This window comes from Nocardiopsis sp. LOL_012 (assembly GCF_048060475.1).
Lineage (GTDB): Bacteria > Actinomycetota > Actinomycetes > Streptosporangiales > Streptosporangiaceae > Nocardiopsis.
Genome location: NZ_JBHMIV010000045.1, coordinates 22,313 through 39,602, shown reverse-complemented (window position 1 = coordinate 39,602; position 17,290 = coordinate 22,313). Strand labels below are relative to the sequence as shown.

The window sequence follows — 17,290 nt, the reverse complement described above, 5'->3', positions numbered from 1 at the left end:
CACCGCCACCGACTCCGGAGCCCGCCGCACGTGCCCCTCGAACACCTCCGGCACCGTCAGGGGCGGCAGCGGGTGCCCGGCGGCGTTGAATTCGGCGATCTGACGGAGCCGGTCGGCCCAGGGGTGGGCGTCGATGTCGCCCACCGGCAGGTCGGGGTCCGCGCACACCGTGTCGAGCAGGACCTCGAAACTGCGCCGGTGCAGCTCCAGTTCCTCGGCGGACAGGACCGCGGGGTTGGCGTCGAAGTCGATGTGCAGGGCACCCCCGCGACCGCGCTGGAGGACGTCGATGCGCATCTCCTCGATGGGGCCCTGGAAGATGTTGTGCGGCACCGCCGGCACACCGGCGAAGGACAGGTCGTAGTCGAACGCCATGATGTTGACGATCGGCCCGCACTCGTGCCGGGCGTCCGAGGTCTGTCCGAGCAGCCTCAGCACGGAGGCCACCGGATAGCGCTGGTGCGGGAGGCCGGACCGCAGGTCGGCGGCGACCGTGCGGGCGAGCTCCGCGAACGGGGTGGCGTCGCCCACCGTGCAGCGCAGCGGCATGACGTTGGACTGCATGCCCGGGGTGCGTCGGCTCAGCTCGGTGGTCCGTGCCGCGACGGGGAGGCTCAGCAGGACGTCGTCCTCGCCGGACCAGTGGCGCGTGTAGACGGCGGCAACCGCCATGATGAGCTGTTTCCATCCGGTGCCGATCCGGGCGGCGGCCTCGGCGACGCGCGCGAACCCCTCCTCGTCGACGAGCGCGGTCGAACGTAGGTAGTGGTGCTGGGCGGGGGCGGTGCGGTCGGTGAGCGCGGTGTAGGCGGGCGCGCCCGCGAGGCGCTCCTCCCAGTAGCGGCGGTCCGTGGCCGCGTCCTCGCCCCGGCCGTAGCGCTCGTTCTCCTCCAGCAGTTCCCGGAACGTGCCGAAGGACGCCTCGGGCTCCTCGCCGTCGGCCAGCGCCGTGTACACCGAGGCGATCCCGCGGGCGAGGAGCATGAAGGTGTAGCCGTCCACGACCAGGTGGTGCGCCCGCTGGTACCAGTAGTACTCCTCGGCCCCGAGGCGGAAGAGCGCGAAGGCGCACAGTTCGTCGGTCAGCGGGTCGACCGTGCGGCCCACGTCCTCCCGCATCCACGTCAGCGCGGCGGCCCGGGGGTCAGGTGCGTCGCTCAGGTCGACCACGCGCAGCGGGCGGCGCGCACCGGGATCGGGGTACTGGCGGGGTCCGTCCTCCGTCTCCACGAAACGCAGACGCAGTGTCTCGGCCCACGCGACAACCGTGTCCACGGCCCGCCCCAGCACATCCGCGTCGACCGGACCGTTGATCTCGTAGTACTCGGCGTTGGTGAACATCGGCGTCGCGGGGTCGGACTGCTGCGCGAACCAGATCCCGGTCTGGGATGCGCTGAGCGGCCAGGTGTCGTCATGCGTGGGGGACATCGCGCGGTTCCTCGTCATTCATGTGGTCAAGGATTTCCTTCGTCTACGGCACGTAGTGAAGGTATTTCCGCGTCGAATTCCCTTCCGGCACACGGACGGGGCAGCTCGGCGGCAGTTGTCCGAGTGCCCCGCCTTTTCCAGCCTTTCCTCCGTTCACACCATGGGGGCGAAGAAATAGGTGTCGCGCCTGCGGAAGCGGCCGTCGGGGGCGGCCTGGAAGAAGTCGGCGTAGCGCAGGTCGACGGCGCGGCCGTCCTTGAGCACGCCCTCGAAGCGGCCCTGCACCGCCACGCCGCCCTCCCCGTCCAGGACGACTGAGTCGGGGGTGTGGACGCCCTCCTGGATGATGCGGGCGCTGCGGTAGAACCGCTCGAAGGCGTCGCGGCCGTCGATGGCCGGGTAGCCGGGACGGTGGTAGACGACGTCCTCGCTGAAGAGTTCGAGGAGGCCGGCGATGTCGCCGGAGTCCACGCGGACGTAGACCTGGCGGACCCGCTCACGCAGGTCATCGGTGTCGGTCGAGCGGGTGGCGGGGGTGTCGTGGGTGATGGTCACGGTGTGCTCCTCTACGGGATCGGGGATGTGTCGGCGGGCGGTCGGGTCAGCGGGCGGCGACCGGGCGCAGCCAGTCCGCGTGGTCGGGGACCCGCCCGTTCTGGATGTCCACGAGGTGTGAGCGCAGGGCGCGGGTGACGGGTCCGGGCGTCCCGTCACCGATCCGCCAGTCGCCGTCCCGGTCGCGGACCCGGGCGATCGGGGTGACGACGGCGGCCGTTCCGCAGGCGAACGCCTCGGTCATCTCGCCGTTCTCGCACTCCTTGCGCCACTGTTCGAGGGAGACCCGCTCCACCACGGGCGTGTGGCCGAGCCGTCCGGCGAGTTCGAGCAGGCTGGCCCGGGTGACGGAGGGCAGTACGGTCCCGGTGAGCTCGGGGGTGACCACGTGTGCGTCCTCCGGGCCGCCGCGGACGAAGAACAGGCTCATCGCACCGGCCTCCTCGATCCAACGGCCCTCGACCGCGTCGAGCCAGACCACCTGCTGGCAGCCGTGCTCGGCGGCCCGGTTCTGGGCCAGGTAGGTGGGGGCGTAGTTGCCGGCGCACTTGACGTCCCCGGTACCTCCGGGCATGGCCCGGCTCTGGTCGTGGCAGACCCAGACCGAGATGGCGTCCGCGTCGCCGAAGAACCCGCCGGTGACGAACGCGATGAGCAGGAACGTGTACTCGCGGGCCGGACGGAGCATCAGGTCGGGTTCACTGGCGAACATGAGGGGGCGCAGGTACAGGCTGTCCGAACCGGCTCCGCCCAGGACGTGCCCGTCCTCGGCCACCAGGCGGTCCACCGCACCGAGGAAGACGTCCTCTGGGAGTTCGGGCATCGCCAGGCGGCGTGCCGAGTGCCGGAACCGGCGGGCGTTCTCCTCCGGCCGGAAGAGCGCCACGGTGCCGTCCTCGCCCCGGAAGGCCTTGAGCCCCTCGAAGACGACCTGGCCGTAGTGCAGACCCACCATGGCGGGGTGCATCGGAAGCTCCCCGAAGGGCACCATCCGGGGCTCGGACCACCCCTCCTCCTCGTTCCACCTGGACAGGACCATGTGCGCCGTGAAGGCGTTTCCGTAGGCGGTACCGGTCACGGGTTCACCGTTCCTCTCCGGTGCGGGGTCATCCCCGCACCCGGCTGTCGTGTCTGCGTTCCATGTAGGAGAGCGTGCTGAGCAGGTTCGCCGAGGTCACGGCGCCGGGGCCGGTGCGCCTGGCCACCGGGGGCAGCGGCAGCGCCCCGGTATCGGCCCAGCGCAGGTACCCGGCGTCGTCGATGTAGGAGCGCACCCGCCCGGCGTTGTCGGGGTGCAGGCAAAAGGGGATGTCGAGGTGTCCGCGGGCGAAGGCCCGCAGCAGGGCGTCCCCGACGTCGTCGGAGTGCTCCAGTACCCCCTCCACCAGCGCGCGGGCCTCGGCGTAGGTCTCGCTGTCGGGGTCGCCCCCGGTACCGGGCGGCTCGGCCTCCGCCGCCCGGGCCGCGGCCTCCAGCGCACGCACGTTCTCCCCGATGGTGGGGATGCGGTGCGCCTCGGCCTCGGTCTTGACGATGAGCCGTTCGGCGCCCGCCGTCACGCAGGTCCGCGCCGCCTGGCGGAGCACGGACCGCGCACCCTCCGGGGTCCGCGGGTAGAGGCCCATGTAGGTGTAGAGGACGACGTGCCAGTCCGCGTCCGCGAGGAATTCCCCGGCCAGCCGCCGCAGTGCCCGGACCGCCTCCCGGTCCTGTTCGGGACTGGTCTGCTGGGCGTAGCTGAGGGACACGCTGCGGACCCCGTGGCGGACGAAGAACAGGCCCTCCAGGAGGCTGATGGCCACCAGCATGCCGGGCGGGCACAGTTGGCCGAGCATGCAGCCGCCGAAGGTCTCCAGGTGTGGTTCGGGGTCGGTTCCGCTGTGCTCGGCGAGGATCTCGGTGCTCTCCCGCCAGTTGGCCACCGACACGCTCAGCGGGGTGCGGCCGTAGGGCAGGCAATAGGAGACCGGGCCGCCCTCGGTCGCGGTCAGCCCGACTTCCAGCAGGGCGCGGAAGATGTCCTGGGGAACGGCCGAACCGTGTCTGACCTGTACGGGGAAACGGTGCCCCCGCACACCCGCGAGGACGTCCAGGGTCTCGTGCGCCGGGCGGGCGACGATCGGGTAGCCGTTGAGGGCGGCACCGCCCTCAACGATGGCCCGGCGGGCGGCGTCGTGGTCGCCCACCCGGGTGTAGCTGTCGAGGGTGATGGTGCCGGCCGTGGTGGCCCGGGCGGCCCGGGTGGCGGCGAGTCCGGCGCGCATGCGTTCGGGGTCGCCGAACCCCATCCGCGGCTGGACCACGAGGCGGCCCCGGTCCCGGGAGGCGGACACGAAGGCCCCGAAGGACACGGGTGCGGACGGGGAGCTCATGACGCCGCCCTGGCCACGGGACCGGACAGGTAGGCGGTGAAGGCGCCCGTGTCGCCGTCGGCGAAGACGGCGTCGTATCCGGCGGCCAGGAGGTCGTCGACCCGATCGTCCGCGAGGGTGCCGCCGACCCCGAGTTTGCCGCCGATCACCGCTGGAACGCGGCCGGTTCCGGGGGTGTCCCGGAGCGCCCTGATCATCCGGAGGCCGTCGCCGTAGCCATGGCCGTTGACGCTGCTGACGACGACGAGGTGCGGCGTCCGGATCCGGCACTCCTCGACGAAGAGCCGGTCCGGAACGCAGGGGCCGAGGTTGACGACCCGGTGCCCCGCCTCCTCCAGGAGAAGCTGGAGGAAGACGAGGTTCCACGTGTGTGAGTCGGAGGACGTACCGGAGAGCATGGTCACGGATCCGGAGTCCACCGGAAACGTGCTTTGTGTGATGGACCGCATGGGATACCGCCAGGAAATTCGCACGTACATTTCTCATCAGGCACGAGGAACGTATCTCGCGATTCCCTGCGTAAAGCGGAAGAAAGAGCGGCACCTAGTCGGCGGGAATGGTGATCTCCCCGTCCGAGGCGATGAGCACGCCCAGTAGCCCGAGCGCGTGTTCGGCGCGCTCCGCGGCGCGGACGGTGTCCGCGGCGGTCGCGATGACGTGTCCGATCCGGTCCCGGAAGGTGTGCGTCACCTCCAGACGTCGCCCCTCCCGGGCGGTGACGGCCGCGCGGACGACACCGGGCGCGCGTCGGGCCCCGTCGGTCGCGACCAGGACCACGGTCCCGGGTCGGTGGGCGAACAGGTGGCGGATGGCCGCGCCTCGCGACCGCACGGGAGCCAGGTCCGGCCGCTCCCCCAGGACACGGGAGACGGTGGCGGACACCAGGTCCACCCCGGTCGCGGCCTCGACCAGGGCCGGGATCATCCCGCCGCCCAGTCTGGGGTTGACCTCGACGATCCGCGGACCGTCGGTGGTGAGGCGCAGTTCGACGTGGGCGGGGCCCCAGCCCAGTCCCAGGGCGGCCAGGGCCGCGAGGGCCGTCTCCCCCAGCGCCCGTTCACGGTCGGCGGGCAGCGGGGCGGGGTGTTCGTGGCCGGTCTCCAGGAAGCGGGGCGGCTCACCCAGGTGTTTGGCGGTCACCCCCACGACCCGGTCGTCGAAGGTCTCGACGGAGAACTCCGGGCCGTCCATGTACCCCTCGACCAGCGCGCGTCCGGGGCCTTCGGACGGTGCGTGCAGCAGGGCCTCCAGTGCCTCGGCGGTCTCCTCCGGAGTGCGGCACAGCCGTACCCCGTCCGAGCCCGATCCCAGCACCGGTTTGACCACCAAGGGCCGGTCCGACCCGCGTGCGAGGGCGACGCCCTCGGACACGGTCCGCACCTCGTGGAAGGACGGTACGGGGACGCCCGCGTCGGCGAGGGCCCGCCGTTGTAGCGCTTTGTCCCTGCACCGGGACACGGCTCCGGCGTCGGGGGCGGGCAGCCCGAGGCTCCGGGCCGCCTCGGCGGCCGTGGCTGCGAAGTACTCCGAGCTGGACGTCACGCCGGCCACGGGGGCGTCGAGCTCCCGGCACAGGCGCAGGACGGTGCCGGTGTCACCGGTGTCGGCCACCAGGACGGGCACTCCGTCCTGGGCGGCGTAGGGGTAGCGGCCGGGGTCGCGGGTGACGAGAAGTGGCTCCAGGCCGCGGTCGCGGGCCCGTGCGCAGAAGTCGCGGCCGGAACCGGTGGTGTTGCTCTCGATGAGGACCAGGCGCGGCGTGGTGTGTTCGTGGACCATGGGGGATCTTCCTCCGGTGGGCGGGACGGTTCGTGACTCGGGACCGGTGCGTCCTCACACGGGCACGGGGGGAGCCGCCAGTTCCCGCACGGCCCTGTCCAGCCGGGCCCGGGCGGCGGCGACCCGCTCCGCGGCGAGGGCGCGTTCGTGTGCGCGTCGGCGCAGGTCCCCCTCCGCCTGCGCGAAGACGGGGTCGAAGCTGCCCGGACCGCCGCCCCGGCCGGTGGCGCGGACCGCCTCGTCGGGTGAGGCCAGGTGGCCGGGGACGGTGTGGCGGACCCCCCCCACATCCACCTCGTCGATCCGGGTCTCCCCCGCCTCCAGTGCGCGGCGCACGGCCGTGCCCACGGCGTGGTGGGCGGTGCGGAACGGGACCCCGGCGAGCACGAGGTGGTTGGCGACTGCCGTCGCCGTGGTGAAGCCGTCCACCGCTCGTTCGCGCATCCGCTCCGCCACCGGGCGCGCACCGCTCACCAGGACCTGGGCCAGTCGCACGGCGTCGGACACCGCGTCGAACCCGGGCTGGCAGGCGCCCACGGCCTCGGTACCGACCTCGATGCAGTTGGTGAAGGGTGTGGACTTGGTCATCGAGGCGGCCGAGGTCCACGCCCCGACGGCCGCGCCGGCCTTGGCCTTGAGGTGCTCCAGGAGAAAGGCGTTGCGCTTCTGGGGCATCGCCGAACTGCCGCCCACCAGGTGGTCGGGGATGTGCAGGAGGCCGAACTCGGCGGTGCTCCACAGTTGCAGGTCGGTGCCGAGCCGGCTGAGGGTGATGCCCAGGCCGGCGACGGCGGCCAGCAGGCGCAGGGAGGTGTCCCGGCTCGCCACGGCGTCGACGGCGTGCCGGGCCGGGTGGGCGAACCCGAGCAGGTCCGCGGTGGTCCCGGGGTCGATGGGCAGGTCGGTTCCGGCGACCGCCCCGGCGCCCAGGGCGCAGCGGTCGAGGCCCTGTCCGGCGTGCAGGACCGCGTCGGTGTCGCGGCCGAGCGCCTCGGCGACGCCCAGAAGGTAGTGGCCGTAGGTGACGGGCATGGCCGCCTGGAAGTGGGTGTAGACGGGCATCACCGTGTGCCGGTGTGCCCTGGCCCGGCTGAGCAGTACGGCATTGAGGCGGACCGCCTCCTCCAGGAAGCCGAGCCACCACGTCCGGAGCCGCATGGCGGTGGTCGTGGCGTTGAGGTCGTTGCGGGACCGGCCGGTGTGCAGCGCACCGCCGGCCTCGGCCCCCAGGGTACGGACCAGGTACTCCTCGTAGGCCAGGTAGAGGCCCCGCGGCCTGGGCAGTGCGCGCAGTTCGGAGAAGCCGTCCGCGCGCAGCCGGGTGATGTGGCCGACGAGTGCGGCGGTGCGTTCGCGGTCCAGCAGCCCCCGGCGCACGAGCATGACCAGGTGGGCGAGGTCGACTTCGCTGATCAGGGAGAGCTCGGCCGCGGTGTCGGCGGTGCCGCTCTCGAAGAGCATCCGTCGGGTTCCGGGGCGCAGTCCCCTGGTCAGGCGTCCGGTGTCGCTCATGACACGTACTCCATCGTCTCGGCGGGGACGGCGGCGGGTCCGCGCAGGGCGCGGACGAGGTTCAGGGTGTGGAAACGGGAGTCCCCGGTGGCCCGGTCGCGGAGGACGAGGCCCCGGGTGATCAGGTCGGCCAGGGCACGCCCGCAGTCGGCGAGGGAGAGGCCGGACGTCTCGGCGAGCCGGAGCGCGGTCTCACCCGCGGGCGAGGCGCACAGCAGCCCCAGGAGCCCGTCCTGCGCGGGGGGCAGTTCGGCCAGGGAGCGGGCGAGGCCGGTGCCCGTGTCGGCCCCGTCCCCGGACAGGGGGGCCAGCAGGGGCACGGGGTCCTTCCTCAGGCAGGACACCAGTGTGGACGCGTCGTAGACGGTGGACCAGGTGGCGACCGCCGCCAGTGCTCCGGGCAGGTGGTCGACCAGACCGCAGATCTCGGCGGAGATGCCCTGGCCGCCGTCGTCGGGCACCAGGGGGTCGGCCCGCCTCAGCCGTGCCTCCAGGATCCGCACCGCCGCCCCGATGTCCGGGGGGTCGAGGAGGAAGACCTGTTCCCCGATGAGTCCGTGTGGCCGGGGGGAGGTGGTGAGAACGCGCAGTCCGGAGCACCGGGACAGCAGGCGGGCGACGGTGCGGGGGGACAGGGGGTCGGGGCGCGGGTCGTCCAGGAGCAGCAGTGCGGCCCGGTCTCCCATCGTGTCCTCCAGAGCGCTGAGGTCGCCCCGGTTCCCGGCGGCCCCGTGGAGGATGTCGACGATGCCGTCGGGCAGCCCGGCGGCGCCGTCGACCTCGTGGGGGAGGAGGTCGTGGGAGGAGGAGGCCCACAGGACGGGCAGGCCGTGGTCCCGGTGTAGGAGGGCGGCGGCCTCGAAGGCGAGGCGGCTCTTGCCCACCCCCGGGGCTCCGACGAGGGAGAGCGCCGTCGGGCCGTCGGCGGAGAGGCTCGCGACCAGGGAGGAGAGTTCGTTCTCCCGGCCGAGGAAGGGCGCCCCGGAGGGGGTCGGTGCGGCTGCCGTGCCGGACAGGCCCGCGCGGAGCAGGGACCGGCCCGTTCCCCGGCCGGCCGCCTCCTCCAGGCGGCACCGGTCGCGGTCCCCGATCCGGAGCCCGTCGGCGAGCAGGCGCACGGTGTCCCTGCGTGGGTGGAGGGCGCGGCCGTGCTCCAGGTCGCGGATGGCGCGGACGCTGATGGTGGAGAAGTCGGCCAGCTCCTGCTGGGTCATCTCGGCGCGGAGGCGGTACCTGAGCAGCAGGTGGGCGAAGGATCGCTGTTCTTCCTGGGCTTCCATGGTTCCACGACGACCTTTCGAGACGCTCGCTTGAATGTGGAACCACTGTCGGAGAGTGCCCTATCTCAGCCGCATTCTCCCGGTTACCGGCTCCCCCGATTCCTCTGAGGGGGGCGATAGTGCGCACGTGGGGAGGTCCGGGGGCCGTCCGGGGCCGGCGCGGTCCCGGGCCGGGCGGAAAGGGCGGCTATCCCGTGGCCGGACGTGGCGTCCCGGGCCGTGATAGCCGGAGGATAACCGCAGGACAGGACGGATTTCTACGGTGTGGTCACACCTCGAAGCGAGGCCCCCGAACACTGGAGGTTCCCATGAGGATCCGCGCTCTGCTCCTGACCGTCGCCGCCGCTTTCACCTTCGGCGCGCTGGCGGCCGCCCCGGCCGCCGCCGACGACACCTGTGAGATTGGCACCGTGTGCCCCAACAGCGGGAACTGGCCGAAGTAGTCCTCCGCCGCACAGCATCAGGAACCGTGATGGCCGCTGACCGCGACGACCGCCCCGCTGTCAGCGGGAAGCCCTTCGAGGGCTGCCCGGACCTGTTCCACACCCTCGTGGTCGCCCAGTTGCTCCCACAGTTCCATCGACCGGCCCATCGACACACGGGCCGGACCCGTCTGACCCGATGCCGACTGCGCCCGCCCGAGACCGAACCTGAGCAGTGCCTCACCGACCGGGTCGCCCGGATGGGCGATCAGTTCGAGGGCGCGAAGATACCGTCCCCGTGCTCGCCCGTACTCCGCCAGGGCCATGTCCCGCCTGGCCATCTGGTAGAGCACCTGGGCCTGGGCGCGGGGGTCCCCGGCCGTCTCCGTGCACCGCAGGGCACGCTCCAGGTACACCGTCCCGTCGCCGTGGGCGCCCTGTTCGACGCACATGCGCCCCAGCAGGACCAGCGGGCGCCACACCGCGGTGGTCTCACCCGCCGCACCGAAGTCCGTGAGCGCCCCCTCACACAGTCCACGGGCCGACTCCGCGTCACCGCGACCGTAGGCGGAGTCGGCCATCCAGGCCCGGCAGAGCCCCTGCCCCAGCCGGTCGCCGATCTCGACGAACCCGTCGAAGGACGCCGAGAGCGCCGCCTCCGCCTCGTCACTCCTGCGGTCGTTGCTCATCAGCAGCGAGGTCGCGAAGTCCATGGCCGCCGTCCCCCGGCGGTCGCCCGCGGCCCGCACCGCCGAGGCGGCCACCTGTAAGACCTCGCTGAACTCGTCGAAGTAGCCGCGGCGCTCGGCGTAGACGCCGAACAGTGACGCCAGTTCCCAGCACTCCTCGTGCAGGCCGGACCGTGCGGCCTGGGCGATGGCGGCCAGCAGGTTGGCCCGTTCGCCGTCGATCCACCGGTGCGGGTCGGCCAGCAGGCGTTCGACATAGGCCTCTGGGGGGCGCCAGCGCAGACCACTGCCCTGGACCCGCAGCAGGTTGGTGCCGACCACCCGCCCGTTGGCCTCCTCCAGGAGGAACAGCCAGCCGCCGACCAGCCGCCGGATCTCCTGCGGGCCCAGGATCCCGGCAACGTGCGCCTTCTCCCGGGCGTACTCGCGCACCAGGTCGTGGAAGCGGTACACCGGTTCTCCCGCCTGGTCGATGCCGGTGACGTCGAGCATGCGCGCGTCCACCAGCGGCTCGGCCAGGTCGGCGGGAAAGGGGCGGTCGTCATCGAGCAGGGCGGCTGCGGACCATGCCGGGACCGTCGGACCCTCCACTCCACTGAGCAGGCCGAACACGCGTGCGGAACGCTGGTCCAGGCCGTCGTAGGTCAACGACAGGCTCGCCCGTACGGTCATGTCCCCGTGGGCCAGTTCGTCGAGCCGGTGGCGCTCGTCGGAAAGGCGCGTGACCATCGCCGCGAGCGCCCAGTGTGGCCGGGCCGCCAGGCGGGCGGCCACGATCCGCAGCGCCAGGGGCAGCCGTCCCACGGTCCGGACCAGGACTCGTGCCGCTTCGGGCTCGCGGGTGACGCGGTCGGTCCCGATCACCCGGGCGAGCAGCTCCAGGGCGTGCTCCTCCTCCAGAATGTCGAGGTCGATCCGGACGGCTCCGGGCAGTCCGGTGAGCCGCGCCCGCGAGGTGACCAGTACTCCGCATCCGCCGCCGGCTGGGATCAGCGGCGCGATCTGCGCCTCCGTGGCCGCATCCTCCAGGACGACGAGGATCCGGCGCGAGGCCATCAGCCCCCGGTACATCGCCGCACGCTCGTCCAGGTCGTCGGGGACGGCGGGGCCGGGGACGCCGAGGGCCCGCAGGAACCGTCCCAGGACGCCCGACGCCGTCAGCGGTGTGTCGTGCATCCCACGCAGGTCGCAGTAGAGCTGGCCGTGGGGGAAGTGTTCGTCGGCCAGCTTGTGCGCGATGTGCACGGCGGTGGCGCTCTTGCCCACCCCGGGGCGGCCCAGGAGGACGGCGATGCCGACGGAGTCGGTGTCGGAGAGCAGGACCCCCGTGACCGCGGAGACGGTGTCGCGGCGGCCGACGAAGTCCCCCGCCGCCGTGGGGAGCTGGAAGAGGGCTGCGCCAGCCTGCGCTGAGGGGACGGGCACGGGTTCGGCGTCGGTCCCGTCGTCCGCGGGGCGCCCGCGTGCGGCGGTGTCGGTCCCCCGTGCGGCAGACGCATCGGGTCCGGGGGCCTCCAGGGCCGGATCGCCGTTGAGGATGGCGGCCTCTAGCGACCGCAGCTCGGCCCCGGGTTCCAGCCCCAGTTCCTCGATGAACAGGTCACGCCCCGAGCGGTAGACCTGAAGCGCTTCGGCCTGGCGGCCGGACCGGTACAGGGCCAGCATGAGCAGGGCCCGCAGCCGCTCGCGCAGGGGGTACTGCTCGACCAGGGACGGGATCTCCCCCGCGAGGCGGGCGTGCAGCCCCAGCCCCAGTTCGAGTTCCAGATAGGTCTCGATGGCGTCCACACGGTCCTCGTCCAGCCGGACCGCCTTGGTGCGCAGTACCTCGGCGTCGATGCCGGAGAGCGCGGGTCCCCGCCAGAGGCCGACGGCTTCGCGCAGGCAGGCGGCGGCGTCCTCGGTCCGCCCCTCCTTGACCAGGATCTCGGTGTCGCGGACGGCTGACCGGAACAGGTGGACGTCGACCGTCCCGGGGTCGGCCCGGAGCAGGTATCCGGGGGAACGGGTGTCGATGACCGCGCCCAGGGGGCGTAGGAGTTTGCGCAGCCGGGAGACGCAGATCTGCACCTGGGTACGGGCGGTCTCGGGTGGATCGCTCGCCCAGAGGGCGTCCACCAGGGCGTCGGTGGACACGACCCGGCCCAGTTCGAGCAGGAGCGCCGCCAGGACGACCTGCTGCCGCCCCGGTGGGACGCGGAGACGCTCCGCACCGCTGATCTCCAACGGCCCCAGCAGTCGGAAACGGACTGACCCTTCGTCTCCCTCGGTGTCGAACGCGGTACTTATCGTGACACCCCGCTTCGCCCTAAAAAGCCTTCAGTGCCGCCTTCCTGGCGATTTATACCATACTTACACGGCAAAGGGGATAGGAAAAAGAAACCATTACTGAGGGCGATAGTGCCAGGATAGGGCGCCGATTGGCGGAGCGAGGACGATGGGGCTCTCCGAAAACAGGAGGCTTCGATCATGTTCTCCCAGGCCGGAGGCGTTCAGCCTGGCCCCAGCGCCACCGTGGCTCCCATCGGGGCGGAGCACGTCCGGCTCTTCTACCATTACCTGGACCTCGGCGACGTGGAGGGACTGGTGTCCCTCTTGGACCCCGACACCCGCTTCCGGTACCCGGGCCGCCCAACCGCCCGGGGGCCGTCACAGGTCGTGTCACTTCTCGGCCGCCCGCTCAGCACCCACACCAGGCACTCCTTATTCAAAACGGTGGCGGAGGGGGACACCGTTGTCGCCATCGGGCGATTCACCAGAGAAAGAGAATCAAAAGGAAACGGGAACGAAACAGAATTCGTGGACGTCTTCACGCTCTCCGAACACGGCCTGCTGCTCGCCTGCCGCAGATACCGCTGGGTCGAGTGAGCTCCTGCGGCCGGGACCACGGAACCGCTCCCGGCCACGCCGCGTCGAAAGGGGCGAGGAGGCGCGGGGCCGCCCGCACCGCGAGGAGATCCCCGGAGGGGTGAACGCGCGTGGAGCTCTTCCTGGGCACGGCCTTCGGCTTCCCCACGGTGGCGCTGACGGTCCCGCTGCTGGTGATCGCGCTCTACTGGATCGTCGTAGCGGTCGGCCCGGCCGACATGGAACTGCTCGACTCCACGGACGCCGACGGCGACCCGGTCGGCGCGAGCGCGGTCATGGGACGCCTGGGTCTAGGCCGGGCCCCGATGATGGTGGAGCTCACCCTGCTCCTGCTCTCCGGGTGGCTCGTGAGCATGTTGGGAAACATCGTGACCAGCCTCTTCACCACCCCCGGCACCGCCTTGGCCCTCGCCCTGGGCACGGTGGTCCTGGCCGTCGCCCTCGTCGCCGCGTGGGCGATCACCAGCGGCGCCGTCCTGGCCGTGCGGCGGTTCCTGCCCAAGAGGCGCGGATCCTCCAGGCACGAACTCGTCGGCCGCACCTGCGTCATCCGCGTCGGCGCGGCCACCGCCGGCTCCGGGCACGCCGAGATCACCACCGAGGCGGGCGCCGTGCTCACCGTCCCGGTACGAACCATCGGCGGCGAGGTACTGCCCACAGGCAGTACCGCCCTGATCTTCGAGTACGGCGAGAAGCAGGACGCCTTTCTCGTCACCCGTTTCGATGAGGCCCTAGATCCCGGAAAAATCTGAGTCTCAGAGGGAACCGAATTCCCATAAAGGGCGCCATAGGCACACGGACTTCACCGAGGCCGCCGCGGCCCCCACCGCGGCGGCCCCTCCCCCTGCCGCGCACCCCGGACGGCACCGCGAAGAAAGGCCCCCACGTGTTGTCAAGCGCCCCAGTCACCGGTCAGGAGGCCGCCGACGCCGCGGCCTGAACCGTCGGCGTCTCCCTGGGCATCGCCCTCCTCGTCCTCGTCCTGCTCACCGTGGCCGTCCTGACGATGTCACCTTCACTGGAACCGTGGTCCTGCCGATCCTGCACAAGGCCGAGTACATGGACATCTCGGTCAAGACACTGGATCTGGACCGGCGCGGCCGGGAAGGGCTCACCTGCAAGGACAACATCCGCGCCGAACGCGCCAGCAACCCGGACACACTCCAGGAGCTGTTCAGCTCCAAGTTCGCCGAGGGTCTGGACCGTGCCTGCGCCCAGGCCGCACGGACACCGATCGACCCCTACGACGACTCCCCCCGGACCGACGTCCACAAGGCCGTGGAGGCGATCAGGGCGCAGATCAGCGGGGCCGCCGAACGCTGACGCCCATGCCGTACTCGGTGTCGGCTGGTCCGGCCGCCTGGCGGAACTCTCGCAGACGGTAGGCGCGGACCTCCTCCAGCATGCGTTCCCTGTGCGCGCGTACCGCCTCACCGTCGACGGGCCGCTCGGCCAGCATGTCTCCCAGGCTCGCACCCACGGCGCCTTTTCCTTCCCCCACTGTGACGTGTCCGCCGCTGCGGTCTCCGTCACCGGCTACAGGCGGACGGGGTCGCGGGCGGGGTCGGTGAGCATCCTGGGGTCGCGGTCGCGCAGCAGGGCGACGAGCGGCGCGGCGGTCCCAGCCTCCTGCACCTGGGCGCCCTCCTCCGCCATGAGCCCGACGAGCTGGAAGAACGCGACCAGGCCGTTGTCGGTGGCCATGGCGCGCAGTTCGGTGTCGTGGACGATGACGAGCGAGGTCATCGCGCCGTTGGCGGGGTCGCCGCCCAGCGGTGCGGGGGTGACGATCCAGTGGCCGACGTCCAGGTCGGCGCCGTCGAGGAAGCGGTCGGCCAGGGCCTTGAGCACGCGCAGGACCCACGCGGGCACGGTCTCGTCGCCGTCCTCGCGGGGGATGCGGCAGGTGAACTCGAACCCGGCGCCGGAGACGCGCGGTTCGGCGCTGGTCTTCTCCCCGAGTTCGGTGAGGCCGAAGGTCACCAGGAGCCAGTGGCCCTCCAGGGGGTAGGCGAGCACGCCGTCGAGTCCCCCGTCCCCGGGCGGGAACTGGACGGTGAGCGGCCGGACGCCCGGGTGGACCCCGGCCCACTCCTCGTAGATCCGGGTGAGCCCGGGCAGCAGCTCCAGCATGGTGTCGTGGCTCCCCACGTACGGCGACTCGTGCGCCTTCGAGGATAGGAGCACGTCGACCGATCGGTGATCGCACCTGTTCTCTTCTCCCGGGCGGCCCCGCCGGACCGTTCCGGCGTAGCCTTTCCCGACGCCCGCCCCGATGTGAGAGGGGACACATCTTCCTCACCCCGCAGGCACAAGCGCCTTCCTTTGCTGGCATCTGGTGCTACTGAGTAGTAACATTGACTTGTTACTAGTCGGTAGATCCGCGTGTACAGACACCGCGGCCGGGACACAGCGGAGCTGTCCATGACGCATTACAAGAGCAACCTGCGGGACATCGAGTTCAACCTCTTCGAGGTGTTCGACCGCCAGGAGATCCTGGGCAAGGGCCCCTTCGGAGAACTGGACGAGGACACCGCCCGCACCATCCTGGACGAGGTCAACCGCCTCGCCACCGGTGTCGTCGCCGAATCCTTCGAGGACGCCGACCGCAACCCCCCGGTTTTCGACCCCAAGACCAACACGGTCGCCATCCCCGAGAGCCTGAAGAAGTCCTACCGGGCCTACATGGACGCCGGCTGGTACAACCTCGACCTGCCCCCCGAGCTCGGCGGCCTCAACGCCCCCCGCTCCCTGAGCTGGGCCGCGGCCGAGCTCATCCTCGGCGCCAACCCCTCCGTCCACATGTACTCGTCGGGCCCGGGCTTCGCGAGCATCCTGTTCGCCGAGGGCAACGAGAGGCAGAAGGAGTTCGCCAAGCTCGCCATCGAACGCGGCTGGGGCGCCACCATGGTGCTGACCGAGCCGGACGCCGGCTCCGACGTCGGCGCGGGCCGCACCAAGGCCGTCGACCAGGGCGACGGCACCTGGCACATTGAGGGCGTGAAGCGCTTCATCACCTCGGCCGAGCAGGACATGACCGAGAACATCTTCCACCTGGTGCTCGCCCGCCCCGAGGGCGCGGGCCCCGGCACCAAGGGCCTCTCCCTCTTCCTGGTCCCCAAGTACCTGGTGAACGAGGACGGCTCCCTCGGTGAGCGCAACGGCGCCTACGTGACCAACGTCGAGCACAAGATGGGCCTCAAGGCCTCCACCACCTGCGAGCTGACCTTCGGCGACAAGCACCCCGCCGTCGGCTACCTCGTCGGCGACAAGCACGACGGCATCCGCCAGATGTTCCTCGTCATCGAGTACGCCCGCATGATGGTCGGCACGAAGGCGATCGCCACCCTCTCCACCGGCTACCTCAACGCCCTGGAGTACGCCAAGGAGCGCGTGCAGGGCAACGACCTGGCCGGGGACAAGAACTCCCCCAAGGTGACCATCACCCACCACCCCGACGTGCGCCGCAGCCTCATGACGCAGAAGTCCTACGTCGAGGCCATGCGCGCCCTGGTCCTCTACACCGCCTGCCAGCAGGACGCGGTGCAGATCGCCAAGGCCAACGGGGAGGACCCCGCGGAGCTGGAGGCGATAAACGACCTCCTGCTGCCGATCGTCAAGGGCGTGGGCTCCGAGCGCTCCTACGCGCTGCTCGCCGAGTCCCTCCAGACCCTGGGCGGCTCCGGGTTCCTCCAGGAGTACCCGATCGAGCAGTACATCCGCGACGCCAAGATCGACACCCTCTACGAGGGCACCACCGCGATCCAGGCGCAGGACTTCTTCTTCCGCAAGATCGTGAGGAACGGCGGCGCCGCCCTGGGCACGCTCGCGGGCGAGATCAAGGACTTCGCACGGAGCGAGGCCGGCAACGGCCGCCTCAAGGAGGAGCGCGGCCTGCTCATGGAAGCCGTCGGGCACGTGGAGAAGCTGGTCGAGCTCATGGTCGGCCACACGATGGCCGCGGCGGAGGACAAGCGCGAGATCTACAAGGTGGGCCTGAACTCCACCCGCCTGCTCATGGCCTTCGGCGACGTGGTCCTCGCCTGGCTGCTGCTGCGCCAGGCCGAGGTGGCGCTGAACCGGATCGACGGCGCCCAGGGCGCGGACCGGGACTTCTACACCGGCAAGATCGCCGCCGCGCGCTTCTTCGCCGACCAGTTCCTGCCGCGCGTGGCCGCCGAGCTGCGCGTCGCCGAGAACGTGGGCCTGGACCTGATGGACGTCCCCGAGTCCGCGTTCTGACGCGGCTCCCGCACGGCGGGCGGGTCGGTCGAGGGGGCCGGCCCGCCCTCGTGTTCACTCCCACGCCCGTCGCATGGTGTCCGGATCCTCCAGGTCGGAGAAGGTCTCCGAGAAACGCGAGGTCGTCCACCGTCACCGAGGCA

Annotated in this window: 15 protein-coding genes and 1 pseudogene; 5 read left to right on the top strand and 11 right to left on the bottom strand. The window is 71.4% G+C overall.

All coding sequences use genetic code 11. The features are described from left to right. The 8 genes from ACFHWE_RS21740 to ACFHWE_RS21705 all read right to left on the bottom strand — a co-directional run. A partial coding sequence (locus tag ACFHWE_RS21740) for a condensation domain-containing protein (protein WP_416603672.1) occupies nt 1–1,428 on the bottom strand: 1,428 nt, incomplete at its 3' end. A 153-nt stretch (nt 1,429–1,581) separates the two neighbouring features. Beyond that, nucleotides 1,582–1,983: a nuclear transport factor 2 family protein gene (locus ACFHWE_RS21735; protein ID WP_416603671.1), complete on the bottom strand. Its 402-nt coding sequence runs from the start codon at nt 1,981–1,983 to the stop codon at nt 1,582–1,584. A gap of 46 nt (nt 1,984–2,029) precedes the next feature. Further along, entirely contained in the window at nt 2,030–3,061 is a 1,032-nt protein-coding gene (locus ACFHWE_RS21730; RefSeq protein ID WP_416603670.1) for a branched-chain amino acid aminotransferase, read from the bottom strand. A gap of 28 nt (nt 3,062–3,089) precedes the next feature. Then, on the bottom strand, nt 3,090–4,355 hold the full coding sequence (locus tag ACFHWE_RS21725) for a methylaspartate mutase (protein WP_416603669.1): 1,266 nt from the start codon (nt 4,353–4,355) through the stop codon (nt 3,090–3,092). Then, a complete protein-coding gene (locus ACFHWE_RS21720; protein ID WP_416603667.1) occupies nt 4,352–4,774 on the bottom strand; it encodes a cobalamin B12-binding domain-containing protein in 423 nt (140 codons plus the stop codon). Before ACFHWE_RS21720 ends, ACFHWE_RS21725 begins: the two co-directional genes overlap by 4 nt. Nucleotides 4,775–4,898: 124 nt before the next feature. Then, on the bottom strand, nt 4,899–6,134 hold the full coding sequence (locus tag ACFHWE_RS21715; protein WP_416603666.1) for an ATP-grasp domain-containing protein: 1,236 nt from the start codon (nt 6,132–6,134) through the stop codon (nt 4,899–4,901). Between the two features lie 54 nt (nt 6,135–6,188). Continuing rightward, nucleotides 6,189–7,646 carry an argininosuccinate lyase gene (gene argH / locus ACFHWE_RS21710; RefSeq protein WP_416603665.1) on the bottom strand — a complete coding sequence of 486 codons (1,458 nt, stop codon included), beginning with the start codon at nt 7,644–7,646 and terminating at the stop codon, nt 6,189–6,191. Further along, nucleotides 7,643–8,926 carry a hypothetical protein gene (locus ACFHWE_RS21705; RefSeq protein WP_416603663.1) on the bottom strand — a complete coding sequence of 428 codons (1,284 nt, stop codon included), beginning with the start codon at nt 8,924–8,926 and terminating at the stop codon, nt 7,643–7,645. The genes argH and ACFHWE_RS21705 overlap by 4 nt, the downstream gene beginning before the upstream one ends. Before the next feature lie 308 nt (nt 8,927–9,234). On the opposite strand from ACFHWE_RS21705, the gene ACFHWE_RS21700 reads away from it, so the two are divergent. Continuing rightward, the gene (locus ACFHWE_RS21700) at nt 9,235–9,369 is read left to right on the top strand and encodes a hypothetical protein (RefSeq protein ID WP_416603661.1); all 135 of its coding nucleotides are present in this window, start codon (nt 9,235–9,237) and stop codon (nt 9,367–9,369) included. Between the two features lie 17 nt (nt 9,370–9,386). On the opposite strand, the gene ACFHWE_RS21695 is transcribed toward ACFHWE_RS21700, so the two are convergent. After that, on the bottom strand, nt 9,387–12,263 hold the full coding sequence (locus ACFHWE_RS21695; RefSeq protein ID WP_416603659.1) for an AfsR/SARP family transcriptional regulator: 2,877 nt from the start codon (nt 12,261–12,263) through the stop codon (nt 9,387–9,389). Between the two features lie 243 nt (nt 12,264–12,506). Between ACFHWE_RS21695 and ACFHWE_RS21690 the strand changes: the two genes are divergently transcribed. The 3 genes and pseudogenes from ACFHWE_RS21690 to ACFHWE_RS21680 form a co-directional block, all read left to right on the top strand. Next, nucleotides 12,507–12,905 (top strand): nuclear transport factor 2 family protein, encoded by a 399-nt coding sequence (locus ACFHWE_RS21690; protein ID WP_416603657.1) that lies wholly within the window; start codon nt 12,507–12,509, stop codon nt 12,903–12,905. Nucleotides 12,906–13,015: 110 nt separating this feature from the next. After that, entirely contained in the window at nt 13,016–13,657 is a 642-nt protein-coding gene (locus tag ACFHWE_RS21685; protein WP_416603656.1) for a DUF1449 domain-containing protein, read from the top strand. A 134-nt stretch (nt 13,658–13,791) separates the two neighbouring features. Further along, nucleotides 13,792–14,105 (top strand): annotated as a pseudogene (locus ACFHWE_RS21680) (flotillin family protein); the annotation flags it as partial. 100 nt (nt 14,106–14,205) lie between these two features. On the opposite strand, the gene ACFHWE_RS21675 reads toward ACFHWE_RS21680, so the two are convergent. Both ACFHWE_RS21675 and ACFHWE_RS21670 read right to left on the bottom strand, forming a co-directional pair. Then, entirely contained in the window at nt 14,206–14,385 is a 180-nt protein-coding gene (locus tag ACFHWE_RS21675; protein WP_416603654.1) for a hypothetical protein, read from the bottom strand. 56 nt (nt 14,386–14,441) lie between these two features. Then, nucleotides 14,442–15,038, bottom strand: coding sequence for a suppressor of fused domain protein (locus ACFHWE_RS21670; protein WP_416603675.1), 597 nt, complete (start codon nt 15,036–15,038; stop codon nt 14,442–14,444). A 291-nt stretch (nt 15,039–15,329) separates the two neighbouring features. On the opposite strand from ACFHWE_RS21670, the gene ACFHWE_RS21665 reads away from it, so the two are divergent. Then, nucleotides 15,330–17,147 (top strand): acyl-CoA dehydrogenase, encoded by a 1,818-nt coding sequence (locus tag ACFHWE_RS21665; RefSeq protein WP_416603653.1) that lies wholly within the window; start codon nt 15,330–15,332, stop codon nt 17,145–17,147. Nucleotides 17,148–17,290: the final 143 nt, after the last annotated feature.

What these genes read in the sequence shown, in the direction of transcription:
- ACFHWE_RS21725 (WP_416603669.1), bottom strand. Translation starts at nt 4,355, where the DNA reads ATGAGCTCCCCGTCCGCACCCGTGTCCTTCGGGGCCTTCGTGTCCGCC.
- ACFHWE_RS21715 (WP_416603666.1), bottom strand. Translation starts at nt 6,134, where the DNA reads ATGGTCCACGAACACACCACGCCGCGCCTGGTCCTCATCGAGAGCAAC.
- argH (WP_416603665.1), bottom strand. Translation starts at nt 7,646, where the DNA reads ATGAGCGACACCGGACGCCTGACCAGGGGACTGCGCCCCGGAACCCGA.
- ACFHWE_RS21705 (WP_416603663.1), bottom strand. Translation starts at nt 8,926, where the DNA reads ATGGAAGCCCAGGAAGAACAGCGATCCTTCGCCCACCTGCTGCTCAGG.
- ACFHWE_RS21700 (WP_416603661.1), top strand. Translation starts at nt 9,235, where the DNA reads ATGAGGATCCGCGCTCTGCTCCTGACCGTCGCCGCCGCTTTCACCTTC.
- ACFHWE_RS21690 (WP_416603657.1), top strand. Translation starts at nt 12,507, where the DNA reads ATGTTCTCCCAGGCCGGAGGCGTTCAGCCTGGCCCCAGCGCCACCGTG.
- ACFHWE_RS21670 (WP_416603675.1), bottom strand. Translation starts at nt 15,038, where the DNA reads ATGCTGGAGCTGCTGCCCGGGCTCACCCGGATCTACGAGGAGTGGGCC.
- ACFHWE_RS21665 (WP_416603653.1), top strand. Translation starts at nt 15,330, where the DNA reads ATGACGCATTACAAGAGCAACCTGCGGGACATCGAGTTCAACCTCTTC.